This window comes from Stenotrophomonas rhizophila, from assembly GCF_001704155.1.
Taxonomy (GTDB): domain Bacteria; phylum Pseudomonadota; class Gammaproteobacteria; order Xanthomonadales; family Xanthomonadaceae; genus Stenotrophomonas; species Stenotrophomonas rhizophila_A.
Map to the genome: position 1 here is coordinate 2,993,277 of NZ_CP016294.1, position 25,451 is coordinate 3,018,727.

General features: G+C 67.4%; 21 protein-coding genes. 7 read left to right on the forward strand and 14 right to left on the reverse strand.

Annotation, left to right across the window (positions count from 1 at the left end):
- Window positions 1-7: 7 nt before the first annotated feature.
- Window positions 8-2,122: a M13 family metallopeptidase gene (locus BAY15_RS13400; RefSeq protein WP_208856151.1), complete on the forward strand. Its 2,115-nt coding sequence runs from the start codon at window positions 8-10 to the stop codon at window positions 2,120-2,122.
- A gap of 168 nt (window positions 2,123-2,290) precedes the next feature.
- Entirely contained in the window at window positions 2,291-4,300 is a 2,010-nt protein-coding gene (locus tag BAY15_RS13405) for a M13 family metallopeptidase (protein ID WP_068853496.1), read from the forward strand.
- 79 nt (window positions 4,301-4,379) lie between these two features.
- Here BAY15_RS13405 and BAY15_RS13410 read toward each other — a convergent pair whose 3' ends face one another.
- The 7 genes from BAY15_RS13410 to BAY15_RS13440 all read right to left on the reverse strand — a co-directional run bounded on the left by BAY15_RS13410 (window position 4,380) and on the right by BAY15_RS13440 (window position 11,373).
- Complete coding sequence (locus tag BAY15_RS13410; protein WP_068853498.1) at window positions 4,380-6,038, reverse strand: SDR family oxidoreductase; 1,659 nt, start codon at window positions 6,036-6,038, stop codon at window positions 4,380-4,382.
- 36 nt (window positions 6,039-6,074) lie between these two features.
- Window positions 6,075-6,746 carry a rhomboid family intramembrane serine protease gene (locus BAY15_RS13415; protein WP_068853500.1) on the reverse strand — a complete coding sequence of 224 codons (672 nt, stop codon included), beginning with the start codon at window positions 6,744-6,746 and terminating at the stop codon, window positions 6,075-6,077.
- 36 nt (window positions 6,747-6,782) lie between these two features.
- Entirely contained in the window at window positions 6,783-7,157 is a 375-nt protein-coding gene (locus BAY15_RS13420; RefSeq protein WP_237334261.1) for an MGMT family protein, read from the reverse strand.
- Window positions 7,154-8,074 carry a DMT family transporter gene (locus tag BAY15_RS13425; protein WP_068853502.1) on the reverse strand — a complete coding sequence of 307 codons (921 nt, stop codon included), beginning with the start codon at window positions 8,072-8,074 and terminating at the stop codon, window positions 7,154-7,156. Before BAY15_RS13425 ends, BAY15_RS13420 begins: the two co-directional genes overlap by 4 nt.
- Before the next feature lie 63 nt (window positions 8,075-8,137).
- Window positions 8,138-9,493 carry a glutathione-disulfide reductase gene (gorA, locus tag BAY15_RS13430; protein WP_068854720.1) on the reverse strand — a complete coding sequence of 452 codons (1,356 nt, stop codon included), beginning with the start codon at window positions 9,491-9,493 and terminating at the stop codon, window positions 8,138-8,140.
- A gap of 59 nt (window positions 9,494-9,552) precedes the next feature.
- Window positions 9,553-10,797 carry a DUF418 domain-containing protein gene (locus BAY15_RS13435; protein WP_068853504.1) on the reverse strand — a complete coding sequence of 415 codons (1,245 nt, stop codon included), beginning with the start codon at window positions 10,795-10,797 and terminating at the stop codon, window positions 9,553-9,555.
- 96 nt (window positions 10,798-10,893) lie between these two features.
- Window positions 10,894-11,373: an FKBP-type peptidyl-prolyl cis-trans isomerase gene (locus BAY15_RS13440; protein ID WP_068854722.1), complete on the reverse strand. Its 480-nt coding sequence runs from the start codon at window positions 11,371-11,373 to the stop codon at window positions 10,894-10,896.
- Window positions 11,374-11,489: 116 nt separating this feature from the next.
- Here BAY15_RS13440 and BAY15_RS13445 point away from each other — a divergent pair, with 116 nt between their 5' ends.
- The 3 genes from BAY15_RS13445 to BAY15_RS13455 all read left to right on the forward strand — a co-directional run bounded on the left by BAY15_RS13445 (window position 11,490) and on the right by BAY15_RS13455 (window position 14,516).
- On the forward strand, window positions 11,490-12,023 hold the full coding sequence (locus BAY15_RS13445) for a C40 family peptidase (protein ID WP_083214188.1): 534 nt from the start codon (window positions 11,490-11,492) through the stop codon (window positions 12,021-12,023).
- A gap of 131 nt (window positions 12,024-12,154) precedes the next feature.
- Entirely contained in the window at window positions 12,155-12,934 is a 780-nt protein-coding gene (locus tag BAY15_RS13450) for a C40 family peptidase (RefSeq protein WP_068853506.1), read from the forward strand.
- A gap of 244 nt (window positions 12,935-13,178) precedes the next feature.
- Entirely contained in the window at window positions 13,179-14,516 is a 1,338-nt protein-coding gene (locus BAY15_RS13455; RefSeq protein WP_068853508.1) for a sigma-54 interaction domain-containing protein, read from the forward strand.
- 284 nt (window positions 14,517-14,800) lie between these two features.
- Here BAY15_RS13455 and BAY15_RS13460 read toward each other — a convergent pair whose 3' ends face one another.
- The 7 genes from BAY15_RS13460 to BAY15_RS13490 all read right to left on the reverse strand — a co-directional run bounded on the left by BAY15_RS13460 (window position 14,801) and on the right by BAY15_RS13490 (window position 22,176).
- Window positions 14,801-16,111 carry a transporter gene (locus BAY15_RS13460; RefSeq protein ID WP_068853510.1) on the reverse strand — a complete coding sequence of 437 codons (1,311 nt, stop codon included), beginning with the start codon at window positions 16,109-16,111 and terminating at the stop codon, window positions 14,801-14,803.
- A 45-nt stretch (window positions 16,112-16,156) separates the two neighbouring features.
- Window positions 16,157-16,939: a hypothetical protein gene (locus BAY15_RS13465; RefSeq protein ID WP_068853512.1), complete on the reverse strand. Its 783-nt coding sequence runs from the start codon at window positions 16,937-16,939 to the stop codon at window positions 16,157-16,159.
- 8 nt (window positions 16,940-16,947) lie between these two features.
- On the reverse strand, window positions 16,948-17,649 hold the full coding sequence (locus BAY15_RS13470) for a C39 family peptidase (RefSeq protein ID WP_068853514.1): 702 nt from the start codon (window positions 17,647-17,649) through the stop codon (window positions 16,948-16,950).
- Between the two features lie 136 nt (window positions 17,650-17,785).
- On the reverse strand, window positions 17,786-19,327 hold the full coding sequence (locus BAY15_RS13475; RefSeq protein WP_099047408.1) for an adhesin: 1,542 nt from the start codon (window positions 19,325-19,327) through the stop codon (window positions 17,786-17,788).
- A 42-nt stretch (window positions 19,328-19,369) separates the two neighbouring features.
- Window positions 19,370-20,008, reverse strand: coding sequence for a hypothetical protein (locus tag BAY15_RS13480; RefSeq protein WP_083214189.1), 639 nt, complete (start codon window positions 20,006-20,008; stop codon window positions 19,370-19,372).
- A complete protein-coding gene (locus tag BAY15_RS13485) occupies window positions 20,005-20,547 on the reverse strand; it encodes a hypothetical protein (RefSeq protein ID WP_068853516.1) in 543 nt (180 codons plus the stop codon). Before BAY15_RS13485 ends, BAY15_RS13480 begins: the two co-directional genes overlap by 4 nt.
- 300 nt (window positions 20,548-20,847) lie before the next feature.
- Entirely contained in the window at window positions 20,848-22,176 is a 1,329-nt protein-coding gene (locus tag BAY15_RS13490; RefSeq protein ID WP_068853518.1) for a dicarboxylate/amino acid:cation symporter, read from the reverse strand.
- Window positions 22,177-22,326: 150 nt separating this feature from the next.
- Here BAY15_RS13490 and BAY15_RS13495 point away from each other — a divergent pair, with 150 nt between their 5' ends.
- Entirely contained in the window at window positions 22,327-24,039 is a 1,713-nt protein-coding gene (locus BAY15_RS13495; protein WP_068853520.1) for an alkaline phosphatase, read from the forward strand.
- Window positions 24,040-24,138: 99 nt separating this feature from the next.
- Window positions 24,139-25,425: a tRNA lysidine(34) synthetase TilS gene (gene tilS, locus BAY15_RS13500; protein WP_099047459.1), complete on the forward strand. Its 1,287-nt coding sequence runs from the start codon at window positions 24,139-24,141 to the stop codon at window positions 25,423-25,425.
- Window positions 25,426-25,451 lie beyond the last annotated feature (26 nt).

The window sequence follows — 25,451 nt, forward strand, 5'->3', positions numbered from 1 at the left end:
ACTAGTGATCTCTCGTACTCCCAAGATTGTCCTGCTGACCCTGGCCGTTTCGGCCGCGCTGGTCGGCTGCGGCAAGAACGAAACCCCGGCTACGGACAGCGCGGCCTCCACCGCCACCCCGACCGCCGCCGCCCCGGCCGCCACCGAGTTCAAGCTCGACGAAGCCAAGCTGCCGGCCTACAACGCCTTCCACCCGTCCGACCTGGACAAGAGCCTGGACGCCTGCACCGCGTTCGGTGATTACGTGAACAGCAAGTGGCTGGCCGCCAATGAAATCCCGGGCGACCGCACCAGCTGGGGCGCCTTCACCATCCTGGACGAGCGCTCGGTCGCCGTGCAGCACCAGCTGGCCGAACAGGTCGCAGCGGTGAAGAACCCGACCGGCATCGAAAAGATCGTCGGCGACTTCTGGGCCACCGGCATGGACGAAGCCAAGATCAACGCGCAGGGCATCGAGCCGATCAAGGCTGACCTGGCGGCCATCGACGGCCTGCAGGACAAGGACGCCATCGCCAACTACCTGCGCACCACCGCCGCCAAGGGCGAAAACGTGCTGTTCGGGTTCGGTCCGGAAGCGGACTTCAAGAACTCCAGCATGAACATGGCTTACGCCAGCCAGGGCGGCCTGGGCCTGCCGGACACCACGTACTACACCGACGCCAAGAACGCCGACAAGCTCAAGGCCTACCAGGCGCACGTGGCCAAGGTGCTGGAACTGTCCGGCGTGGCCGCTGCCGACGCCGCCAAGCAGGCCGCGGACGTGGTCAAGTTCGAAACCCGCCTGGCCAAGGCCTCCAAGTCCAGCGAACAGCTCTCGCGCGATGTCTCGCTGTACTACAACCCGGTCACCGTGGCCGACGCCGACAAGCTGACCCCGAACTTCAGCTGGAGCCGGTTCTTCGAAGCGCAGGGCATTGCCGCGCCGGAGAAGTTCTCGCTGGCCATTCCCAGCTTCCACCAGGAAGTGAGCAAGGCGCTGGGCGACACCGACCCGTCGGTGTGGCGTTCGTACCTGCGCTTCCACACCGTGGATTCGGCGTCGCCGTTCCTGGCTGACACCTTCGCCCAGGAAAACTACGAGTTCTACGGCAAGACCCTCAACGGCCAGAAGGAAATGAAGCCGCGCTGGAAGCGCGTGCTGGGCACCATCGAAAACGATGCCGGTGAAGCCTTCGGCCAGCTGTACGTCAAGGTCGCCTTCTCGCCCGAGTCGAAGGCCAAGATGGAAGAGCTGGTGAAGAACCTGGCCGCCGCGCTCAAGGAACGCATTCAGGGCCTGACCTGGATGAGCGATGAGACCAAGGCCAAGGCGATCGCCAAGTGGGAAACCTTCACCCCGAAGATCGGCTATCCGGACAAGTGGCGCGACTGGAGCGGCCTGAGCACCGGCCGTGACAGCTACTTCGGCAACGTGCGCGCGGCCAACGAATTCAACTACAAGTTCGCGCTGGGCAAGATCGGCAAGCCGGTGGACAAGACCGAGTGGGGCATGACCCCGCAAACGGTCAACGCCTACTACAACCCGCTGCAGAACGAGATCGTGTTCCCGGCCGCCATCCTGCAGCCGCCGTTCTTCGACCCGAAGGCCGACGACGCGCTGAACTACGGCGGCATTGGTGCGGTGATCGGCCACGAAATGACCCACGGCTACGACGACCAGGGCAGCCGCTTCGGGCCGACCGGCAACTTCGAGAACTGGTGGACCGATGCGGACACCAAGAACTTCAGCGGGCTGACCGGTAAGCTGGTGAACCAGTTCGACGGCTACAAGGTCGGCGACCAGGCGGTCAACGGCAAGCTGACCCTGGGCGAGAACATCGCCGACCTGGGCGGCCTGGCCACTGCCTACGACGCCCTGCAGAAGGCCAGCGCCGGCAAGGAAGACCCGAAGGTGGACGGCTTCAGCCGCGACCAGCGCTTCTTCTTCAACTGGGCCACCGTGTGGCGCACCAAGTACACCCCGGAGAACGCCAAGGTCCGCCTGGCCACCGACCCGCACGCTCCGGCTGCGTTCCGTGCCATGGGCGCGCCGTCGAACCTGCCGACCTTCGCGGCCGCGTTCGAGTGCAAGCCGGGTACGCCGATGGTGCGCGCCGGCGACAAGCAGGTGGTGATCTGGTAATCGTTCACGCGGTGGCGTGAAGCAGAAAGGCCCGGGATTTTCCCGGGCCTTTTTGTTTGCCCGGTTGCCGGCCAACGGCCGGGGCTACCGTCGGCGTCGGTGAATGCCGCGTTTTCATGCGGGCTTGCTATAGTTCCGCGGTCTTCAATCCTCCTGGATTTGTTTCGCATGCCCAACCTTCGTCCGCTTGCCATCGCCCTAGGCCTGGGCCTGGCCACCCTGGTCGTCACCGACGCCTCCGCCGCCCCGAAGAAGAAGGCCGCCAGCCGTGCGCCCGCCGTGAGCGCGCAGTGCAGCGACTTCCATGACGCCACCAATGCCGGCTGGCTGAAGGCCAACCCGGTGCCGCAGACCGGTGCCACCACCGCCATTGGCCAGCTCGCCGAGCGTACCCGCGTGCAGCAGCGCGAGCTGCTGGATGGCGCGATGAAGGCACCGCAGGGCAACGTGCAGAAGCTGCTGGGCGACTTCTGGGCCAGCGGCCTGGATGAAGCGGCCGTGGAAGCCGACGGCTCGGCCCCGATCGCGCCGCTGCTGACCCGCATCAACGCCATCAAGAAGGCCAAGGATGTGCCGGCCTCGATTGCCGCGCTGCACCAGGTCGGCATCCCGGTGGCCTTCAACTTCGCCCCGGACGTGGACCTGAAGGCGCTGGATCGCCACATCGGCTACTTCATGCAGGGCGGCATGGGCCTGCCCGACCCGGCCTTCTACACCCGCACCGACGCCGATACCGTGGCGCTGATGGGCCGTTACCGTGCGTACGTGAAGCAGATCCTGGCCCTGACCGGCACCCCGGCCGACAAGCTGGAGGCCGAATCGCAGGCGGTGATCGCGCTGGAAACCGAGCTGGCGCGCAATGCGCAGTCGCTGGCCGGCATCAACAACCCGTTCAACAACTACGCGCCGATTTCCACCAAGGAACTCAACAGCCGCTTCCGCAACCTGCAGCTGGATGCGTTCCTGAAGGCGCAGGGCGTCAACGACGACCTGGTCTCGTTGTCCGACCCGGAGCTGTTCAAGGCGCTCGACGGCATGGTCACCCGGATCAAGCCGGACCAGTGGAAGGCCTATCTGCGCTGGCGCGTGGGCGATGCCATGGCCCCCTACCTGTCCAAGGCCTACCGCGATGCGGAGTTTGAATTCCGCGGCCGCGTGATCCGTGGCGAAACCATCGCCCCGGCCCGCTGGGAGCAGGTGCTGGATGCGATGAACGTGGCCGCCGGCCCGATGGTCGGCCGTGAATATGCCGCACGTTACCTGTCGGCCGACGATCGCCGCCAGGCCGCCGTGATCGTCGACAAGATCCGCGAAACGCAGATCGAGGCGGTCAAGGCCAGCGGCTGGCTGAGCCCGGAAGCCAAGACCGAAGCACAGGCCAAGCTGGCCGCGCTGAAGATCGAGATCGGCACGCCGCTGCGCGACCTCGATTACAGCGTGCAGCCGATGGGCCGTGGCAGCTTCGGCGGCAACATGCTGATCGCCTCCACCTGGCGCCATCGCGAAGAAATGAAGCGCATCGGCAAAGGCAACGCCGACCGCCGCTGGGATGTGTTGCCGCAGCAGCCGGCACTGGCCTATGACATCGCGCAGAACCGCCTGATCGTCACCGCCGCCGTGCTGCAGGGCCCGGTGTTCAATGCCAAGGCCGACAACGCCGACAAGTACGGCAGCTTCGGTGCGCTGGTTGCCCACGAACTGAACCGTGCGATCGATGCCAAGGGTGCCCTGGTCGATTCCAAGGGCGAACTGCGCAGCTGGTGGACCCCGGCCGACAAGACCGCCTGGAACCTACTGGGCAACCGCGTGGCCGCGCAGTACAGCAGCCTGGACTTCCCCGGCGTGAAGGGGGCCAAGGTCAATGGCGAACTGACCCGCGAAGAGAACCTGGCCGATCTGGCCGGCGTGGAACTGGCATGGGCGGCCTACCAGTCGGCCGAACCCGCCGCCAAGCCGGCCGCGCAGCAGGGCTTCTTCCGCGCCTGGGCCAGCCTGTGGCCGCAGCAGCTCTCGCCGGGCGAAGCCGCGCAGCGGTTGACCGCGGACACGCTGGCCCCGGGCAAGTGGCGCACCAACGTGCCGCTGTCCAACCTGCCCGCCTTCGGTGCCACCTTCAGCTGCAAGCCGGGACAGCCGATGCAGCGCGTGGACAGCGACCAGATCAAGATCTGGCGCTGAGTGAAACGTTGATGGATTGAATGAGGGCGCCCCCAGGGGCGCCCTTTTTCATGCACGTAGAGCCACGCAGGGCGTGGCTCTACGCGCTGGGCTGCAGCCAGCCCCGGTAATTCACGATCAACCCCACCCCGGGTGCGGCGATCTCCACGTTGAACACGAACCGGCCGTCCACTTCGGTTTCGAACGTGTTGCCCCTGGGCAGCAGCGCCTTCGGCAGCGGCACGCCCAGGCAGGACCACCGCCGCGGCACCAGCAGCAACCGCTCGCCTTCCACTACCAGCGCCAACGCGACCTCGATCACCCCGAAGCGCTCCACCAGCAGCGCATCGTTGCGCCCTGTCCCGCGCCGTTGCCACGAGTTGAACCGGCGACCGCCAAAGTCACGCGTCCAGCGCTCGATGCCCTGCTCCGGCATTAAGGTCACGGTGACCGGTACATCGGCGCCCGCTTCCGGAAAACCGATCACCGCCGCCACCAGGCGTGACACCAACCCGGTGCCACGACTCACCTGCGCTGTACCGCTCCAGCGATGCTGCCCGGACATGTCGTGCAGCGCCTGCACCTGCGCAGGCAGCGCATCGTAGGCACTGGCCAGCACCTGCCGGTACAGGCTGGCGCCGGCATCGTCGCTGCGGAAACCGGTGTGGATCGCGCGCCCCTCGAACAGCGCGTGGTAGTCGGTAAGTTCCAGCGCCCGGGTCGCGGGCCGCGCACCGGGCAACGGCCGCTCACCCGCCAGCAGCTTGCGGATCACCGCTTCGATCGCCATGGATGGAATGTAAGGGCCGTCATCGCCTTCGGCGAGCAGGTGCCAGCTCAGCGTGGTGGGCGCCCCGTCGCGCATGCCCTGCGCGCGCACGTACATCCCACCCCGGTGCTCGCCAAACTTCATCAGGTTCAACACGCGGTAGAACAATGGCGAGAGCGGCTCCAGCGACGGCAGGGTAAAGCGCGCACGCGCCCTGGCCAGCAGGTTGAGCACGCGGTGCAGTACTTCCGGCACCGGGCCGGCGCCCATCCAGATGTCGGTCAGGGTCGGGTGTTCGGGCGGAATCACCTGCAGGTCGGGCACGTCCACCAGCGAGAAGTGCAGGTTGCGCAGCGGCAGCCGGCCCGGCACCGCGATGGTGAACCGCCGGCTTTCTGCAAGGCCGCGCCCATGACCAGGTTGGCCACCGCGCTGCAGCTTCACCGGCGCCCCGGCATAGCCCACCACCGCGCGCATCACGTTCAGACCGATGCCCGCATACGGTGATGGTGCGATACCCCCCTCAACGGATACCAGGTCCATGCGCTGCGCCATCTCGCGCAGCACCGCTGCGGTCAGGACGGGGAAGCTGCTGACCCCGGACAGCACGAAAACACCGGCCGCCCTCGCCTGCGCATCGAACCGGGCGACGCCGAACACGAAATCGGCCGCGTCGGCAAAGTCGAGGTAATCGATGCCTGCTGCGATGCATGCCTCGATCACGTTATAGCGGTGTTCGCCATAGTCCTGGAAGGGTCCGGAGGCATCCACCACCAGTGCGGGCTGCTCGGCCCCAAGCACGGCTTCAATGCGCTGCCGCTCCACCACCACCGGGTGCACGCGCGGCGCACCGGCGTAGCTGGCACAGAACGCCTGGGCAGCGTCCAGGTTGCGGCCGCAGATCAACAGCTCGATGTCCGGCAGGTCCGACAACAACCGGGCCAGTCGTCCACCGAAGACGCCATACCCGCCCAGAATCAGGATCTTCATGCGTGCGCCCTCCCTGGCCAATGCTGTTCTACGCGATCACTTCACGCTGCGCAGGTGGTTGGGCCGCTTCGGGCCACCCGGCGGGCGCCGGTTGAATGGCGGCTGCCCCCGCCAGTAGCGGATCAGCAGCCAGCCGAACAACATGCCGCCCAGGTGGGCGAAGTGGGCCACGCCCGGTTGCCAACCGGTGGCGCCGAGCACGAGTTCCATCACGCCGAACACGATCACGAAGGTGCGTGCCTTCATCGGAATGGGCGGGAACAGCAGCATCACGCGCTGGTTGGGGAACAGCATGCCGTAGGCCAGCAACAGGCCGAACACGCCGCCGGATGCGCCCAGCACGGTGGCCGGGTCGGCGATCATGGCCCCCACGGCCAGCTGGCACAGGCCGGCACCGGCCACGCACACCAGGTAATAGGTCAGGAAGCGCTTCTCGCCCCAGGTCTGCTCCAGCGGCGCACCGAACATGAAGAGCGCCAGCATGTTGAAGAACAGGTGCCCGAAGCTGCCATGCAGGAACCCATAGGTGAGCAGCTGCCACGGCTGGAAATTGCCACCCGGCGAGAACGGGTCGAAGCCACCGCGCAGCGGTTGCAGCATGAACGGCTCGAACGTGCCATTGCCGAGCAGGAACGGCTGCTGCAGCAGGAACAGCACGATGTTGGCGATCAACAGTGCCTTGGTGACGGTGGGCAGTCGCGGGAACATGGGGGCATCCTTTGGAACCGCGCCCATCATAACGGGCTAGCCCGGTCCCCACACCGCCGCGTCCAGGTCATCGCCGCTGCCACGCGGCATGTGCTTGACCCGCCCGCGCTCCATCACCACCCCTTCGGCGCGCAGCCGCTGGTTCTGCTCGCGCCAGCCACGCGAGCCTTCCGGCATCGCGATGCGCCCGTCCGAGCGCAGCACCCGGTGCCAGGGCAGGTCCGGATCGTCGTTCATGCCCAGCACCCGTGCGGTCAGTCGTGCCCGGCCCGGCAGCCCGGCCTTGGCGGCCACCTGGCCGTAGCCCATTACCTGCCCGCGCGGAATGGCCCGGATCACCGCCAGGATGCGCTCGCGCGCCTGGGCGGCAGCGTCCACCGCGTCGTCGGACGGCGACGCGGGTTTGTTCACGCGCGCACGCGGCTGACCAGCAGCACGCCGACCAGCACCAGCGCCGTCCCCAGGATCTGCCAGGGGCCCATGGGTTCGTCGAGCAGCCATAGACTCATCACGATGGTGGATACCGGCCCGAGCATACCCACCTGCGCGGCCAGCGACGAGCCGATCCGCTTCACCGCCAGCATGATCGCCAGCACCGGCAGCACCGTGCAGACCGTCGCGTTGACCAGCGACAGCCAGTACACCGGCACCGGCTGCTGGAACAGCACCGGCAGCGGGTGCAGGACCGCGAAGTGCAGCACGCACAGCACGCAGGCCACGCAACTGGCATAGGCGGTGAGCCGGATCGCGCCGATCCGCGCCACCACCTGGCCGCTGCCGAACAGGTACAGCGCGTAGCTGAGCGCGCTGGCGAACACCAGCGCACTGCCCAGCACGATGCGCCCGCCTTCCAGCTGCAGGTCGTGGCCGAAGGCCAGCAGCACGCCGAGATAGCTGAGTACCAGCGCGGCCACCTGCCAGCGCCCGGGCTTCTTTTTCAACAGCACCAGGCTGATCAGCAGCACCAGGGTGGGATTGAGGTACAGGATCAGCCGTTCAAGGGTCACGCTGATGTACTGCAGTCCCTGGAAGTCGAGCAGGCTGGAAAGGTAGTAGCCGGTGAAGCCCAGCCACACCACCCGCCCCCGGTCGGCCCAGGACAAGGCGGTGGCGCGGCGGGCCGACCACACTGCGAGCAATGCGAACAACGGGAACGCCATCAACATGCGCAATGCCAGCAGCGTGGTAGCGTCCACGCCGTGGCGATAGGCCAGTTTGACGATCACGGCCTTGCCGGAGGCGGCTACCGCGCCGACCGCGGCGAGCAGGATGCCGGAGGTGGCAAGGCGTGGGGACGAGGTGGGAAGCGCGTGCGACATCCCACGCATTGTCGCATCAGCGGATGTCTACCGAGCAACGGTCGGCAGCTACCCAGGGGGTGTTGATACGCCTCAGCGCATCAACACCACCTCTTCCGACGATGTCGGATGGATGGCGACGGTGTCGTCGAGCTGGGCCTTGGTGACGCCCATTTTCACCGCGACCGCGAAACCCTGCAGGATCTCGTCGGCCGATTCGCCGAGCAGGTGTACGCCTACCACCCGCTCCTCTTCGCCCACGCAGACCAGTTTGAACAGGCTGCGTTGGGTGCCGTCGGCCAGCGCCTGCAGCATCGGTCGGAAATTGGTGCGGTAGATGCGCACGTCATCGTGGCGGGCGCGCGCCTCTTCTTCGCTCAAGCCCACCGCACCCAGTGCCGGGTGCGAGAACACCACGCTGGCGATGTTCTGGTAATCCATCTTCGCCTGCGGCTGTCCGCCGAACAGGCGGTCCATCAGCTTGCGGGCGGCGGCGATGGCCACCGGGGTCAGGCCCACCTTGCCCGCGATATCGCCCACCGCGTGAACGCTGGGCACCGCCGTGGTCTGCCAGTCGTCAACCTCGACCTCGCCCTTGTCACCGACCACGATGCCCAGTGCCTCCAGTCCCAACCCGGCACTGTTGCCACGCCGGCCGGTCGCGAAGAACACCTGGTCGAAGCGCGGTTCGGCCGGGCCATCGTGGCCGTAGGCAATGAGATCATCGCCCTCGCGCCGCAGTTCGCGCAGCCGGTAATTGAAGTGCAGCTGCACGCCCTGGTGGCGCAGGTTCTCGGCCAACTGTGCGGTCAGCTCGGCGTCGAAGCGCTCCAGCAGGCGTTCGCCGCGCACCAGCAACGTCACGCGGCTGCCCAGTGCCTGCAGCAGGCCGGCCAGTTCCACGGCGATGTAACCGCCACCGACGATCGCCACGCGCCCGGGGGCGCCGCAGAGGTTGAAGAAGTCGTCCGACACCGACCCCAGTTCGGCGCCGGGAATGTCCGGGCGCTGCGGGTGGGCACCGGTGGCGAGCAGCACGTGTTCCCCGCTGATGCGGATGCCATCGCTGCATTCCACCGTGTGCGCATCCAGCAGCCTGCCCTTGCGCGGCACGCGCACCACGTTGCTGTCGTTCAGGCGCTTGAGGTAACTGGCATGGATGTTGGCGATGTAGGCCTGGCGATGCACCACCAGTTCCTTCCAGTCCAGCGCCGGTCGTGCCGGCACATCGAAGCCCATCGCCGCGGCCAGGCCGATCCGCCCGGAAAGGTCGGCCGCCAGCCACATCGCCTTCTTCGGCACGCAGCCGACGTTGACGCAGGTACCGCCCAGTTCGCCCGGTTCCAGCATCGCCACCCGCTTGCCGTGCTGCGCTGCGCGGAAGGCGGCGGCCAGGCCACCGGAGCCACCGCCCAGCACGATCAGATCGTAGTCGTAATGCGTTGTCATGGGCACCAGCATGCCATGCCACGTCGCGATTCAAACGTGACGACGCGGCCCGAATCGTTTCATCGGCGCAACGCTGGCCAACGCCCGTAGGTCATCGCGCGCCAGATCCACTCCAGCGGCCCGAACCGGAAATGGCGCAGCCACGCATGGCTGAGCAGCACCTGCAATGCGAACAGCGCCACCGCGAACGGAACCTGCCAGGCACGCGGCATCGTTTCAAACGCACCCAGCCCGTAGCCGTAGAACAGCCAGGTGCAGACCAGTGACTGCAGGATGTATTGGGTCAGCGCCATCCGCCCCATCGGCGCCAGCACGCGCAGGCGGTGCCGCCAGTGCACGATCCAGGCCAGGTAGCCCAGGCACATCAACAGGCTGGCCACCGACGACAACGCATACGCTGCGCCGGTGGTGGGGGTGAACGTGCCGGGCGCCAGGTACGGCACCCAGCTCGCGCTGATGAGCATCAACAGCAGTCCAACCGGCAACGCGCCGCGCCGCAACCAACGGTAGAGGCGCTCGAACCGCGCCGGGTCGGCCAGCGCGCCACTGCGTGCGAACCAGCTGCCGAGCAGGAACATGCCCAGCACTTCCGGGCCAATGATCAGCGCCCCGGACAGGGCCGTGCCCAGATCGCTGGCCCGCTGCGCCACCGCCTGGCCGAAGCTGCCATGGCCATACGCCTGACGTTGCAGTTCGACGGTCTGCTGGCCCTGCGCCATGGCCGAGCCGAGGGCGCCGCTGTCGCCTTCGACCTGTCCGACCAGGCCCAGCATCGCGCCCAGCAGCAGCATCATCGCCGCCGCACACAGGTAGGTGGCCACGCCCATCGCCGGCAGCCAGCGTTGCGGCGCTTCGCGCGTGGCCAGCAGCGGCAACGACACCAGCGCGTAGATCACCAGGATGTCGCCGGACCACACCAGCAACGCATGGCACAGGCCGATCAGCAGCAGCCCGCCACTGCGGCGCAGGTAGAAGGTCGTGAAGTCGCGGCGCGCCGCTTCGGCACGTTGCGCCATGATCGCAAAGCCGGCGCCGAACAGCAGCGAGAACAGGGTGAAGAACTTGCCCTGCACCAGCACGTAGACGGCGGCATCAACCCAGTAGTCCAGCCCCTGCCAGTGCGGGTCGATGCCGGTGAAGGCCAGGTCCAGCGGGCCGCTCAGCGCTTCCATGTTCATCAACAGGATGCCCAGCAGCGCCACTCCGCGCAGGATGTCGATGACTTCGATGCGGTCGCCGGCAGCCACCGGCTGCAGCGTGGGGGAAACAGGCTTCACGGGCGACTCGCTTGGCAGGGCGGACAGTATGCCGCCGCAGCACGCAGGCCGCCCGGCATTTCGGGGCTGCAGATACGCAACGGCCCGCCGAAGCGGGCCGTTGCCTCAGGCGGTGGCCTGCACTCAGTGCTGGTGGCCGCCGTCGCCGTGCACGTGGCCGTGCTCGAGTTCTGCGGCAGCAGCTTCACGCACGTCGACGATCTCGACCGAGAAGTGCAGGTCCTTGCCGGCCATCGGGTGGTTGAGGTCCACGTCGACCACGCTCATGCCGACCTTTTCAACGGTCACGGCGCGCGGGCCGAAGTTGGTCTGCAGCACGACCTGCTGACCCTTCACCAGGCGGGTTTCACCGAAGTGCTTCTTCGGCACGCGCTGGCTCAGGCCTTCCTTGCGCTCGCCATAGGCGTCGGCGGCCTTCACATCGACCTCGAAGGAGGCGCCGGCTTCCTTGTCGAGCATGGCGGCTTCCAGGCCCGGGATGATGTTGCCGTGGCCGATCAGGATCGCCAGCGGGTCACGGTCCCTGGAGCTCTCGATCGGCTCCTGGCCCTGCTCGGCGACGGTGTAATGGAAGCGGACGACGCGGTCTTTTTCGATCTTCATGCGGAACTCTTGTGCTGAGGCTGCCAGGGCAGACGGGTGGGACGGGTTGTCGCCCGCCAAGTACGCCGCCATCATGACGGCCTTCTGAGGCCGCGCATTATCCGGACATCACGCACATGACGCCAGTTCCGCGCTTGAACCGCTCTGTTGCCCGGGTTGCCGCCGTGCTTGCCCTGGCCCTGCTGGCCGCCTGCGGCGGTGGCAAGGGCACCCGCCCGAGTGCGCCGGCCGCCTCCACCCAGGTCTGGCCGACGGTGGTGCCCAATGACCCGCAGGCGGCCAATGCGGTGTTGATGCGCGCCATCGGGCTGGTCGGAACGCCCTACCGCTACGGCGGCAACACCCCCGAGTCGGGCTTTGACTGCAGCGGGCTGGTGGCCTACGTGTACCGGGAAATGCTGGACCTGAAGCTGCCCCGGACCTCGCGCGACCTGGCGGCGGTGCAGGGGCCGAAGATCGATCCGCAGCGGCTGGCACCGGGCGATCTGGTGTTCTTCGGCGACCGCGGCAACGTCTTCCACGTCGGCATCTACGTGGGCGAAGGGCGCTTCGTGCATGCCCCGAGCACCGGCGGAACGGTCCGGCTGGATTCGCTCGGCGGCACCTACTGGAAGCAGCACTACACAGGCGCGAAACGTGTCCTTCACTGAAATGAACAGGGCAAAGGTCTAAAAATGTGACCTGTATCACGTTCATATAAACGAAACTTTAACGAAATTTGTACCAAATCACACGTCTTACACGGCATCATCACCCATCGTTTTTATTCAGTGACCGCCGCGTGACGACAGCCGACCTGACGTGCCAAGGCCAGACCGCCACTTTCCGGCGCACTGCCCGCCCCGCTCTTATCGCTTTCGCCCTCTGCCTGGCCAGCCTTCCGGCCTGGGCGCAGACGGCACCGACGACCACCGTCGATGCTGCTCCGGTTGCCACCGTAGCCGCCACCGAGATCCCCGCCGCCGCCAAGCCCAAGGCTGACGCGCCGGCCCGCAGCAAGGCCGATGCCGCTGCCAGTGCCACCCTCGCCGCCCTGCTTCCGCACCTGGCGGCCAACGACACCATTCCGCTCATGGACCGCTCAGCGATGTTCGCCGGCGACCTGAGCCGCCTGCTGGCCAACTACGATGCCAGCTCCGGCGCCAATGGCGTCGTGGTCGGTGGCGCCGCCGACAATGGCAAGGTGCAGTCGCTGCTGCGCCGTGCGATGACGCTGCTGGGCACCCCGTACCGTTGGGGCGGCACCTCGCCGGACAGCGGTTTCGACTGCAGCGGCCTGGTCGGCTACGTGTTCAAGACCGCGCTGGGCATCGACCTGCCGCGCGTCTCGCGTGAAATGGCCCATGACGGCGAAGCCGAGCTGATCAACGACCGCAACGCGCTGGCGGCCGGTGACCTGGTGTTCTTCGGCCGCAGGGGTCGGGTCGACCACGTGGGCATCTACGTGGGCGAGGGCCGCTTCCTGCACGCCCCCAGCACCGGCAAGGACGTCCGCGTGGACAGCCTGGTCTCGGGCTACTGGAGCGGCAAGTTCATGCAGGCCCGCCGCGTCGAGCTCTGAGCCGGCCGGCCCGCCCCGCCGCCTGAAGGCCGCTGCCCCGTGCAGCGGCCTTTTTCGTTATGGGCGCCGGTGGCCGGTAACGGGGGCAACCGGCGTTGTCCCTACTGTCGTTCGAGCAATTCCAAGTGCGTGCGACCAGCCCAGGCCGGCTTCGGCAGGGGTTGTTGACTCCGGCGTGGGGCGGCTCGCCGGGGTCACGCCGACCAGTAGACACCGCCCGGGATCTTTCCAGTAAAGGTGACGCATGGCGGCAGTCCCTGAATTTCCGGCCCGGTGTGTGATCTGGTTTGGGCAACCACACGCGGCCGAGCGCGCCGCATTGGCAGCGGAAGGGTGGCAGGTGCGCGGGGTGGCCAGCGATGCATGCGTGGCCATCGGCATGCGCGGCAGCGACGTGGTGGTCGGGCTGCTGGACCTGCGCGGGGCGGCCCCCGGCAACGTGGAGCACCTGCAGGCGCTGCTGGAGCAGCACCGGCACATGCGCGTGCTGGCGATCCTGCCGCCCGGGCCCTACCCCACGCCGCCGCCGCTGCAGTCGCTGCTGGCGGGGTGTGTGGAGACGTTCACGGCGCCGCTGGATCTCTCCAGCCTGGTGCAGCGGCTGCAGCACCTGGCGGACGGCGACGAGACGCGTTCGCCAGCCGGTGCGCAGGCGCTGGTCGGGAACAGTGCGGTGCTGCAGGTGGCACGGGCGGCGTTGCGCAAGTTCGCGCCGGTGGAACTGCCGGTGCTGGTCACGGGCGAAACGGGCACGGGCAAGGAGCTGGCGGCGCAGGCACTGCACGCGCTGTCACCGCGCCATGCGCGGCCATTCCTGGCGGTGAACTGCGGGGCGATTCCGGCGGCGCTGGTGCAGTCGGAACTGTTCGGGCATGAGCGCGGGGCGTTCACCGGTGCGGCGACGCGTCGGCTGGGCCTGTTCGAGACGGCCAGCGGGGGCACGGTGTTCCTTGACGAGATCGGCGACCTGCCGCTGGATGCGCAGACGAACCTGTTGCGGGTGCTGCAGGAAGGCACGATCGAGCGGGTGGGCAGCAATCATCCGCTGGCGGTGGATGTACGGGTAGTGGCGGCAACGCACGTCGATCTGGAGCAGGCGGTGGAGCGCGGGCAGTTCCGCCGCGATCTGTTCTACCGGCTCAATGTGCTGCGCTTGCCGATGCCGGCGCTGCGCGACCGCGGCAGCGACATCGTGCTGCTGGCGGAGCATTTCCTGGCCAGTTTCCGCCGCCGGCACGTGACGCGCGCGCGCGGATTCACGACGGAAGCGGCGCAGGCGCTGCTGCGGTTCAACTGGCCGGGCAATGTGCGCGAGCTGTTGAACCGGGTGCAGCGGGCGGCGATCGTGAGCGAGGCCGAGCTGATCAACGTGGCCGATCTGGAACTGCTGCCACCGCAGGTGGAGATGCCGCAGCGGCTGCTGCACGATGCGCGCCAGGCGGCCGAGCGCGACGCCTTGTTGCAGGCCCTGCGCGATAACGCGTTCAACATCACTGCCTGCGCCCGAACGATGCAGGTGTCTCGTGTGACCGTGTATCGCCTCTGCCGCAAGCATCAACTCGCTCTGCCTGAGTTGCGCTAACGTCAAACGCCTTGGTTTGCGAACGTACGGGCTTTGGGCCGGCGGGTGCGGGTTTGCGGGACACGCCGCAAGTACGTCCGTGTACGTTCGCGCCATCCATGGCGCTCTACGGTCCCGCAAACCCGCCCCCGCCGACCCTTCGACATCGGGTCGGTGGCCATGGGAAAAGCTGGGGCTTCGCTGACGCCGGCCGTTGGTCGGCCCTCTGCATTGCCGGCCCTCCGCATTGCCGGCCCTCCGCATTGCCGGCTGCGGTAGGTATCGACCGTTGGTCGATACGCGCGCTACAGGATGTACGGCACCTTGAATGCCAGGGTGAAGTCCGGCGAATCCGGCGTCAGGCCGATCCCCAGCAGGCTCACGATCGTGGTGTTCTGGTTGAGTGCGTAGGTGATGCCCAGGTTGAGCGTGGCCGCGTTGGCGTCGCTGCCGACGATCTTGACCCACTGCCCGCCCTTGAAGCGGGTGGAGGCGCGGGCGCTGAGCTTGTCGCTGAAGGAGATGCTCAGGCTGGTGCGTTCGTTGAAGGCGAACGCCACGCCGGCGCCGAAGTAATACGAGCCGCCGAGTTTGACGTCACCGGGGTTGACGGTATCGGGGTTGGCGTCGAGGTCGTCGAAGCTGTTTTCGAACGAATGGATGTAGCCGATGTTGGCGAACAGGATGGCCGGGTCGGCGGTCTTGACCGCCGAGAGGCCGACGTTGGCCTGCCAGACGCCGTTGCCGGTGGGTTGCTGTTCGGGCACGGCGAAGCGGATGAAGTCGTCGTCGTCGCGCTCGAGTACTTTCCAGCTCAGGCCGTAGGGTTCGCGGCCGGTGGGGGCGGTGGCGCCGACGGTCAACACGGTTTCGGGCCAGCGGCCTTTTTCGGAGAACAGTTTGTAGTTGGCACTGAGGCTGATGTCGCCGATGCCGTTCCCGGTGGTTTCTTCCTGGGCGATGGCCGCCGCCGAGCCACCGGCGCCGCCCTTCTGGAAGACGGTCTTGCGGGCCAGGTAGGGCACGTCCAGGTTCAGGGCCAGGCGCGGGGTGAGGCCCCAGCGTGCGGCGAGGTTGTAGGTGAGGGTGTCGGACTCGACGTTTTCGATGGCGATGTTGCCGAGGAAGATCGCGTCGAGGGCGAGGAAGCCGTTGAGGGTCAGCTGCTTGCGGTCGTAGCGTGCGTAGCTGAGGCTGTTTTCCAGCGTGAAGCGGCGGGTGAACAGGGTCGAGGTCTGTTGTTTGACGTCGTCGACGCTGCGGCGCGAGGCTTCTTTGGCCTGCTGCGCTTCGGCGGCGGTGCTGGCGTAGCCATCGCCGGTCGGCGGTGCGGCGGGGGTGCTCGAGGGCAGCGGTTCGGGCGGGGCGGCGCCGGCCAGCGGTGCGGTCTTGCCGCTCAGGCGGGCCTGCATGGCCTGCACCTGCATGTCCAGTTCGCGCAGCCGGCGCACTTCCTGGGCGTAATTGGCTTTGAGCGTTTCCAGCTGCTGGATGAGTGCTTTTACGTCTGCTTCGTCTGCCGGGGTGGCCGGTGCGTCCTGGGCGTTTGCCGCAGCTGACGCGGTCAGTGCCAGCGCCGCCAGCGCCAGCGGTGTCGTGCATATCGAGGTGTGCATTTCCTTGCCCTGTGTTCTGGTGTCGTTCCCCCCACCCGGCCGGTGTTACTGGCCGGGCCCCATGCCTACGCCGCGTACCAGGTTCATCGCCTGGGCCACGTTCTGGTTCAGCGACGCGCTGTTGGCCAGGGTCTGCCGCACCAGGTCGATCTGCATGCGGTTGCTGGCCGATTGGCCATCGCTGGCCACGGCGATGCTCTGGCCGACGCTGCCGTTGCGGATCCATTGCTGCACCTGCCCCACGCCCTGGATCTGCAGCTGCACGCTGGCGCTGTTGCCGTCCTGCTGGGCCACGGCGCTCACGCCGCCCTGTTGCGCGCTGGCCTGCGGGGCGCTCTGTTCGGTGGTGGTGGGTGCGGTGCCTTCGCGCACGTTCAACTGGGTGGCGTTGCTGGCCACGTTGTTGTCACCGGCCACCTGGATGCTCTGGGTGAGCCCGGCCACGTTCTGCAGGCCGCTGGAATCCACGCTGCGCCCCGGGGTCTCCGGCAGCGGCGCGTCGGCCGCGGTGACGGTGACGCTGGGCGTGAAGCTCACTTTGGGCGTGTTGCCGCCATGGCTGAAATCCATGCCCAGGGTCAGCGCGCTCTGTGCGGACTGGTTGCCGGCCTGCCATTGCGAAACCATGGTCACGCCGAACCAGGCCACGGCATTGCCGTTGACGGTGTAGCGGCCACGCATCAGTTTCAGTTCCGGGTCGGGGATCTCGCTCAATCCCTTGCCGGGGCGTCCCTGCTCCTGCGCCTTGGGTGCATCGGCGGCGTGTACCGGGGCGACCCCGAGCAGCGCGACGAGCAATGCACTGTGCGTCCAGTTTGCGATGTTCATGGTGCCTCCTAGAACAGATCGGCATGGGTGAAACCGAAATCCACCAGTTCCGCGTCGGTGATCGGGCCCTGCCGTGCATACAGCGAACGCGCACTGGGCTGTTCGCCGGGCTGCAGCAACACGGTGTTGCGGTCGAAATCGGTACCGATCACGACGAACACGGCGCGCGACGGCCATGATTCGAGAAATTCGTTGACGGGTATGCTGCGGTTGCCCAGGATCGGGTCCGCTACGTCCACCACGTCACCGCGGACCTGCTTGAGGACCACGAAGTGGCGGAATCCACGTACATCCATCAACACCAACCCGGGCACGCGCAGCGAGCGCAGGCGCTCTTCGTTGACGCGGTAGCCGCGCCCACGCATGCCCATCGATTCCACGTAACGCTTGATGTCCAGCAGCGAGAAGCCACGCTGGTGGACCAGTTCAGGGTCCGAGACCCCCATCATTCCTTCGATCACCGCGCCTTCGTCCGCGTCCAGGTGGTAGGCATAACGCAGGATCGTGGCCAAAGCGGCCGCGCCGCAGCTGTAATCGGTGTGTTGGCGCACCACGTTGCGGAAGCGCCGTTCCTGCATGCTCTCCACGCGCTGGGAGTACACCGCGCCATTGGGCAGCACGCCGCTGAAGGACACATCACCGGCGCGCGAGGCGCCCACCGGCAGGATCAGCAGCGACAACGCGCAGCACAGGGCTCGGGTCAACCACATCGGCATGCTCCGGAAGAAGGAAGGAGCCCCTGCCCCAAAGGGGGAGGATGGAACAGGGGCTCCCGGGGAACCCGGCCATTGGCGGATGGCCGGGTTTGTTGCGCTCAACGCGTGTTGCCTGCGAAAACGGACAGCGTTACTCGCCGCCACCGCCGCCCGGGTTGCCGCCAGTGGACGGTTGGGCCACGGCCAGGGCCAGGCTGTTGGCCTGCAGGTTGCCGGTGCCGGCTGCGACGTTCACGCCGATGTTGCCGCTGGCGCTGCGGAACGAGTCACCCGACAGCGAAGCGTTGTTTTCGGCACGTTCCACGACCCAGCGGGTGGTGGCCACGGTACCGCTCAGGCTGGCCTGCAGATCGGCATAGCCCACTTCACCGTACGCCAGAACGCCGCGCTCGTCGGTGTCGAAGGCGAGACCGCCTGCACCTTCGTTGTACGGGTTGTCGGTGGCGCCCTGGGCGTCAGCATCCAGGTCGATGTGCCCGGTCTGGTTGCCACCGGTATGCGACGAGCCGCTCCAGGTATCCGGGTAGAAGTTTTCCTTCTGGTAGGCATTGCCGCGACCGGCGTAACCACCCACGCCGATGGCTGCAGTACCGCCCCGGACGTTGCCACGCAGGGTGACCTGGGTGGTGTCACGCATGGCCTTCACGTAGCCCTCGTTGGACACGCTGTTGCCGGTGGACACCTGGTTCGAGCTGATGCTCGCGGTGGCCATGCGGGCGGTGGACACCGACGCAGCCAGGGCGTTCTTCTGCTCGTTGTTGTTGCCGGCGGCGCTGTTCACGCCGATGTTGCCGGTGGCGCCGCGGAAGGCGTTGCCGCTGAGGCTGGAGTTGTTGACCACGCCTTCGTTGGTGGTGGTGTTGCCGGCGCCGTACTGGTTCACGTACACCTGCGCATCGGACATGCCGAAGGTGAACGAAGCATCGGCGGCGGACAGCGATGCGGCGTTGTCCTGGGCATTGTTGTCACCAGCGGCGGTGTTGAAGCCGAGGTTGCCCGACGCGTCCTGCGCCACGTTTTCGCTGATCGAGGAATTGTTCTCGAGCAGCTGGTTGTCGCCTTCGTTGTCGGTGATCGACTGGCGGTTGTCGATGATGGCAATCGCGGCCGAGTCCACTTCGAGGTCACCCGAGACGGTCGGACGGCCGCGGAACTGCACGTCCGCACCCACCTGCAGGTCCGATTCCAGGTTCACGTCCACGCCGTGGTTGTTCTTTTCCTTGCGCTCGTCGGCCTGGATGTTGCTGTTCTTCTGCACGTTCTCGTTGACCGAGACATTGCGCGTGTGGTTCACGTCGCTGGTGTCGCTGTAGCTCTTGGTCGTGGTCTTGGTGCTGGTGTCGGAGCTGGTGTTGGTGGTGCTGTTGTTGCGTACGCGGGTGCGCGAATCCCAGTCATTGCGGATGTTGGTATCGATGTTGGTATCGATATCGGTATCGATGCTGGTGGTGATGTCGGTGTCGACATCGGTATCGATATCGGTGTTGATGCTGGTATCAACGTCGGTATTGAGGTTGGTGTTGGTGTTCGTGTTCGTGTTGGTGCGGGTTTCCCACACGTTGTGGATGTGGTTGATGAACGCGCTTGCGTTCTGGTTGTCCTGTGCGGAGGCAGATGCGGTAGCCGCAACTGCGATGGCCAGCGCAAGTACCGTCTTGTTCATGGTGTTCATGGTGCCCTCTCTCTTCACGGTCAATCGGGTGGATGGAACTGCTCACGGGGTGGACTGCACCGAAATGCCCAACTGGTTGGCGGTGGTGTTGCCGGTACCCGCGATTTGATTGAGTTGCAGAACGCCGTCGAATCCCTGCAGTGCGGTGTCCTCCACGGCGACACTGCGGGTTCCGGCGGAACCACCGCGACGTGCGGTGCCCTGCCCCCCTGCTGACGCGAGTGCCCCCGACGCGGCCAAGGCCTCGTCGTTCGTCTCGCGTATGCCCTGTTGCGCCAGCGTGGCCGTGACGACGTTGAGCGTCGCGTTGCCGATACCGCTGGCCTGGTTGATCATGGCGACGCCGCTGGCGCCGTTCAGTGCCTGGCCGCCGATGCTGGCGCTGGCATCCAGCGCGCCATCGGCGCGCACGCGGTTGCCGGCGAGGCGTTGGCGTGCATCGATGTTGACCTGTGCGTTTTCGCCGCTGGCGATACCCAGCAGGTTGGCCTGCAGGTTGAGGTCGCCGGCGGCCATGTTGACCACCATGGCGCCGTCGGCGCCGCTCAGCGCGCGGCCCTCCAGGCGGGTGTTGTTGAGGTAGCCCAGCATGCCGGCGTAGTCGTCTGCCTGCTGCGCGTACAGCGGCAGTGGCAGCACCAGCGAGAGCCCCAGCGAGAGCAGCACGGTTGCGCGCTTCATTTGCCGGGCCCACCTGCGGGCGCACCGGCCGGCTGGCCGAGCGGGAACTGCGCCAGCGCACCGCGCACCTGGTCACCGATACCGCGGGTGGCGTTGCCCACCGCGCCCATCGGCCCGCCGATGCTGCGGCCGAGCGAGCTGCCCGACAGCACACCGCTGCTGGTGGCCTTGCCCAGGGTGCTGTTGATGGTGCTGGTGGTGACGCGCTCCACGGTGGTCTGCGGGTGCCCCGCAGAGAGGCCGGTGTTGGAGCCCAGCGAGGCGTAATCGTCGTCGCTCAGTTCGTCCATGCCGGTCGAGGTGCCCAGTGCGCCAGCGACTTCGCGCTTGGGCGAGGGATCGGCGAGCAAGGCCACGCCCGGGGGAGCGGGGCGATACGCCGGCCGCGCGGATACATCCCGCAGCAGCACGATTTCACCCGGTTGCTGCTTCACGCCCTGCCGTGCGCCCGAGGCCTGCACCGCTGCCGGTGCCAGCACCATCACCAGCAGCAGCCACGTCACCACCGTTGCCTTGCTTCGTACGCGAACGCTGTCCATTGCGACCTCCCGATACATGCGGAGGGATGGAGCAGCAATCGTGCCAAGTCCGAAAGGCCCTGTTTGCGGGCATGTTGCCGGCAGCGACCGCTGTCACTGCAACGCAGGTGTTACACCCGCGTGGCGTTCACGCGTCCTGAACACGAACGTGCGGGCGTCAGGAAGGCGGATAACGCTCACTTCACATGTGGGTGTATCAGCGTTGTTACACCGCCGGATACAGATGTCACAGTGCGCAGTCATCAAACGCAGACGGGCCGGCAATCGCCGGCCCGCTGCATGACGACCTGACCGATCGTGCTAAGAGGTGCGCTCTTCGCCCTCGTCCACGCCCAGGTTGGTGGACGGGTTGTCGTAGACCTCGCGGTCGAGCAGCCCGGTTTCCTTGGCCACCAGCACCGGCACCAGCATCTGGCCGGTGACGTTGGTCATGGTGCGCATCATGTCCAGGATCCGGTCGATCGCGTACAGGTAGCCGATGGTTTCCAGCGGCAGGTTGGCTGCGCTCAGCACCACCGTGGCCATCACCACCGCCGTACCGGGTACGCCGGCAGTACCGAAGCTGCCCAGCACCGAAGCGATCAGCACCACCACATACTGCTCGGGGGTGAGCGGCACGCCGGTATACTGCGCGATGAACACCGCGCACAGCGCCGGATAGATCGCGCCGCAACCGTCCATCTTGATGCTGGCGCCCAGTGGCACGGCGAAGGACGCGTAGTCCTTGTTCACGCCAAGGTTGTGGGTGATCGAACGCATTGCCGCCGGCATCGCCGCGAAGCTGGACGAGCTGACGAACGCCACCTGCATGCCCGGCGCGGCACCGCGGAAGAACTTGAGCGGGTTCAGGCCGTGCACCAGCAGCAGGCTGCCGTACACCAGCACGATATGCAGCGCGCAGGCCACGTACAGGGCCAGCACGAAGCTGCCCAGCGGCAACAGCTTTTCGAAGCCGTAGCTGCCCACCAGCCCGGCGATCAGGCCGAAGGTGCCCAGCGGGGTCATCTCCAGCACGAAGCGGGTGACCTGGATCATGATGTCGCTCATCTGCCCGGTCAGCTTGCGCGCCTCGGCGACCTTGTCGCCCAGCTTGACCATGGCAAAGCCGAGCAGGCCGGCGAAGAAGATCACCGGCAGGATCGAACCGCGCCCCGCGGCCAGCACCGTCTCGCCGGCCGCGTTGACCTTGGTGCCGATGCCGGTGAGCGCGTAGAACACGTTGGACGGCACCACGTCCATGACCACCTTGACCACGCTGGGCACTTCGCGCGGCGTGTAGCCGTGGTCCGTGCTCAGGCTAAGGTTGCCGGTACCCGGCTGCATCAGGGTGCCCACGGCCAGGCCGATGCCCACCGCCAGCGCGGCGGTGATGATGAACCACAGGAAGGTGCGCCCGCCCAGCGCCGCCACCGATTTCTGCCCGTGCAGGGAGGAAATGGCGTTGATCACCGCGAAGAACACCAGCGGCACCGCGATCATCTTGATCAGCGTGACGTACAGGTCGCCCAGCGGGCCGAACCAGGTTTCGGCGGCGGGGCCAAGCAGCCAGCCGGCCAGCGCGCCGAGCACGAAGCCGCCAAGTACGCGCTGCCAGAACGGGATCCGCAGCCAGGCAGACACCAGCGTCATGAGCATTCCAGGGAGTGGGTGACAGCCCCTCACCTTAGCCCAACGCGCCCCTGCGGACGAGGCGCACAGAAACAAATCAGCGTGTCATCGGCGTGCCTTGCGGCGTTCTGCATAATGAACGCCCGTTTCACCATTGAGATACGCGCGTCCATGTCCCGTTTCACGCCTCTTGTGGCGGCCCTCGCCACCACCCTGCTGCTTGGCGCCTGCGCCGCCTCCGCCCCCACTTCCCGCGCCAATGCCGGCGCCGTTCAGGTCGATGTACCGGCAGTGGCCCACCCGGCTGGTGAAACCCCTCAGTGGTGGTACCGCAGCGGTGCCGCCCGTGCCGCCGGCAGTGGCGCCATGGACGGCCGCGCGAAGAACGTGATCCTGTTCCTGGGCGATGGCATGAGCCTGACCACCGTGGCTGCCGCACGCATCTTCGAGGGCCAGCGCAACGGCAACCCGGGCGAAGAGAACCTGCTCTCCTGGGAGCGCTTCCCGGCCACCGCGTTCAGCAAGACCTACAACACCGATTCGCAGACCCCGGATTCGGCCGGCACCATGACCGCGATCACCACCGGCGTGAAGACCCACATGGGCGCCATCGGGGTCAGCGCCGGCAGCCGCAGCGACTGCGCCGACAGCCTGGGCAAGGGCCTGCTGACCTGGCTGCAGCTGGCCGACAGCGCCGGCATGGCCACCGGCGTGGTGACCACCGCGCGGCTCACCCACGCCACCCCGGCCGCGACCTACGCCCATTCGCCCGAGCGCAACTGGGAAAACGACGCGGACCTGCCGGAGGCGGCCAAAGCGGCCGGCTGCAAGGACATCGCCCAGCAGCTGCTGGATACCTCGCGTTACGGGCGAGGTCCGCTGGTGGCACTGGGCGGCGGTCGCGCCCAGTTCACCAACGTGGAAGAAACCGACCCGGAGTACGACGACAAGGTGGGCCTGCGCCTGGACGGGCGCAGCCTCGTCGGCGAATGGAAGCAGGCGCACCCGCAGGGCGCCTATGTCTGGAACGCGCAGCAGCTGCAGGCCGCCGCCAACGCCCCGGCGATCCTGGGCCTGTTCGAGCCGGACCACATGCGCTATGAGATCGAGCGCAAGGACGACCCGTCCGGCGAGCCCAGCCTGGCCGAACTGACCCAGGCGGCCATCGCCAACCTGTCGCGCCACCAGGAAGGCTACGTGCTGATGGTGGAGGGCGCGCGCATCGACCACGCCAACCACAGCGGCAACGCCTACCGTGCGCTCAGCGATACGGTGGCGCTGTCCGACGCGGTGCGTGCGGCGGTGGAGGCCACCTCCGACCAGGACACGCTGATCATCGTCACCGCCGACCACTCGCACACGCTCAACTTCGTGGGCTACCCGGCGCGTGGCAACCCGATCCTCGGCAAGGTCAAGGACAAGGGCGGCGAAGACGGCGCCGGCGCGCTCGACCTGGCCCGCGACGGCCTCGGCCTGCCCTACACCACCCTCAGCTACGCCAATGGCCCCGGCTTTACCGGCGCCACCAACCAGCAGCCGGCAGGCCCCAAGGCCTACCCGCACAACCCGAGCAGCTTCGACCCGGCCAAGGGCCGCCCGGACCTGACCCACGTGGATACCGAGCACCCTGATTACATGCAGGAAGCGCTGGTGCCGATGAAGAGCGAAAGCCACGGCGGCGAAGATGTCGGCATCTGGGCCCGTGGCCCGGGCAGCAAGGCGGTGCGCGGCACCATGGAACAGAACGCGATCTACCACATGATCGTGCAGGCCACCCCGCGCCTGCGCCAGCGCCTGTGCGAGGCCGGCACCTGCGACGCCAAGGGCGTGCCGGTGGAACTGCCCGCACCCAAGGCGTTCGAGCGCAAGGACGCAGGCAACTGACGCGCCGGGCCGGCGGCCCCATCACGCGGCTGAAGCCGCGTGATGGCGTCGGCTTCCGGCAGGGCCGATACTGGCCCTCTGCCTGACATGTCCCATTCGATGCCTACTGCGCTGCCCCCTGCCCCCGACCTGCCCGCACCCGTATTGGTGGGTTTCAGTGGCGGACTGGATTCGACGGTGCTGCTGCACTGGCTGGCCCAGTCACCCGCACAGCGCGCCGCCGGCCTGCATGCGGTGCACGTGCACCACGGCCTGCAGGCCGATGCAGATCGTTGGGCGGCGCACTGCGAGGCGATCTGCGCGGCCTGGTCGATTCCGCTGCAGGTGATCCGCGTGGCGGTGCCGCGCGACAGCGGTGCGGGCCTGGAAGCCGCGGCACGCCACGTTCGCCGCGAAGCGTTCGCCCGCGTCCTGCGCGAAGGCGAACACCTCGCACTGGCGCACCACCGCGATGACCAGGCCGAAACGTTCCTGCTGCGGGCCCTGCGCGGCTCCGGGGTGGATGGCCTGGCGGCGATCCGGGCCCATGCGCCGTTCGGCGCCGGATCGATCTGGCGCCCGCTGCTGCAGATCCCGCGCAGCGACCTGCGGGCGCATGCCGCGACGCACGGGCTGGAGTGGATCGAAGACCCCAGCAATGCCAGCGACGTGGCCGACCGCAACTTCCTCCGCCTGCACGTGCTGCCGCTGCTGCAGCAGCGCTGGCCGCAGGCCGATGCGGCGTTCGCACGCAGCGCCGAGTTGAGCGCGCAGGCGCAGCGCCTGCTCGATGCCTCCGACCACGACGCGTTGCGGCGCTGCACGGTGTCGCCCGGCGTGCTTGACTGCGCCAAGCTGCAACGGCAGCCGCGCGAGCGCCGTGCGCGGCTGCTGCGGCAGTGGGTGCGCAGCGCGGGACAACCGCCGTTGCCGGCCGCGGGCGTCCAGGCCATCGAACGCGAACTGCTGCCCGCTGCCCAGGATGCCGATGCGCAGTTCGCCTGGCAGGGCGTGCGCATCCGCCGCTGGCGCGGCCACCTGTACCTGCTGCCGATGGCCTTGGCACTGCCGCTGGACTGGAGCGTGCATTGGGATGGCGCCAGCCCGCTGGCACTCCCCGATGGTGGCGAACTGGCACTGATCGGCGCCCAGCGGTTGGGTGAACCGGTGCAGGTCAGCGCACGCCGGGGGGGCGAGCGCATCCAGCTGCGCGGGCGCAGTCATTCGCACGCGCTGAAAGATCTACTGCAACAGAGCGGGTTGCCTCCGTGGCAGCGCCGCCAGGTGCCGCTGCTGTATGCAGACCAGGTGCTGGTTGCGGCCGGCGACCAGGTGATCGCGGCACCGTTGCAGCAGTGGCTGGATGAACAGCACGCCCGACTGCGCTGGACGCCGGGCGCGGCGTGAATTGACCCCTTGGGGCTGGCGCTTCA

Coding starts and splice junctions, on each gene's coding strand:
- BAY15_RS13405 (WP_068853496.1), top strand. CDS start 2,291: ATGCCCAACCTTCGTCCGCTTGCCATCGCCCTAGGCCTGGGCCTGGCC.
- BAY15_RS13410 (WP_068853498.1), bottom strand. CDS start 6,038: ATGAAGATCCTGATTCTGGGCGGGTATGGCGTCTTCGGTGGACGACTG.
- BAY15_RS13415 (WP_068853500.1), bottom strand. CDS start 6,746: ATGTTCCCGCGACTGCCCACCGTCACCAAGGCACTGTTGATCGCCAAC.
- BAY15_RS13425 (WP_068853502.1), bottom strand. CDS start 8,074: ATGCGTGGGATGTCGCACGCGCTTCCCACCTCGTCCCCACGCCTTGCC.
- gorA (WP_068854720.1), bottom strand. CDS start 9,493: ATGACAACGCATTACGACTACGATCTGATCGTGCTGGGCGGTGGCTCC.
- BAY15_RS13440 (WP_068854722.1), bottom strand. CDS start 11,373: ATGAAGATCGAAAAAGACCGCGTCGTCCGCTTCCATTACACCGTCGCC.
- BAY15_RS13445 (WP_083214188.1), top strand. CDS start 11,490: ATGACGCCAGTTCCGCGCTTGAACCGCTCTGTTGCCCGGGTTGCCGCC.
- BAY15_RS13455 (WP_068853508.1), top strand. CDS start 13,179: ATGGCGGCAGTCCCTGAATTTCCGGCCCGGTGTGTGATCTGGTTTGGG.
- BAY15_RS13460 (WP_068853510.1), bottom strand. CDS start 16,111: ATGCACACCTCGATATGCACGACACCGCTGGCGCTGGCGGCGCTGGCA.
- BAY15_RS13465 (WP_068853512.1), bottom strand. CDS start 16,939: ATGAACATCGCAAACTGGACGCACAGTGCATTGCTCGTCGCGCTGCTC.
- BAY15_RS13470 (WP_068853514.1), bottom strand. CDS start 17,649: ATGTGGTTGACCCGAGCCCTGTGCTGCGCGTTGTCGCTGCTGATCCTG.
- BAY15_RS13475 (WP_099047408.1), bottom strand. CDS start 19,327: ATGAACACCATGAACAAGACGGTACTTGCGCTGGCCATCGCAGTTGCG.
- BAY15_RS13480 (WP_083214189.1), bottom strand. CDS start 20,008: ATGAAGCGCGCAACCGTGCTGCTCTCGCTGGGGCTCTCGCTGGTGCTG.
- BAY15_RS13485 (WP_068853516.1), bottom strand. CDS start 20,547: ATGGACAGCGTTCGCGTACGAAGCAAGGCAACGGTGGTGACGTGGCTG.
- BAY15_RS13490 (WP_068853518.1), bottom strand. CDS start 22,176: ATGACGCTGGTGTCTGCCTGGCTGCGGATCCCGTTCTGGCAGCGCGTA.
- BAY15_RS13495 (WP_068853520.1), top strand. CDS start 22,327: ATGTCCCGTTTCACGCCTCTTGTGGCGGCCCTCGCCACCACCCTGCTG.
- tilS (WP_099047459.1), top strand. CDS start 24,139: ATGCCTACTGCGCTGCCCCCTGCCCCCGACCTGCCCGCACCCGTATTG.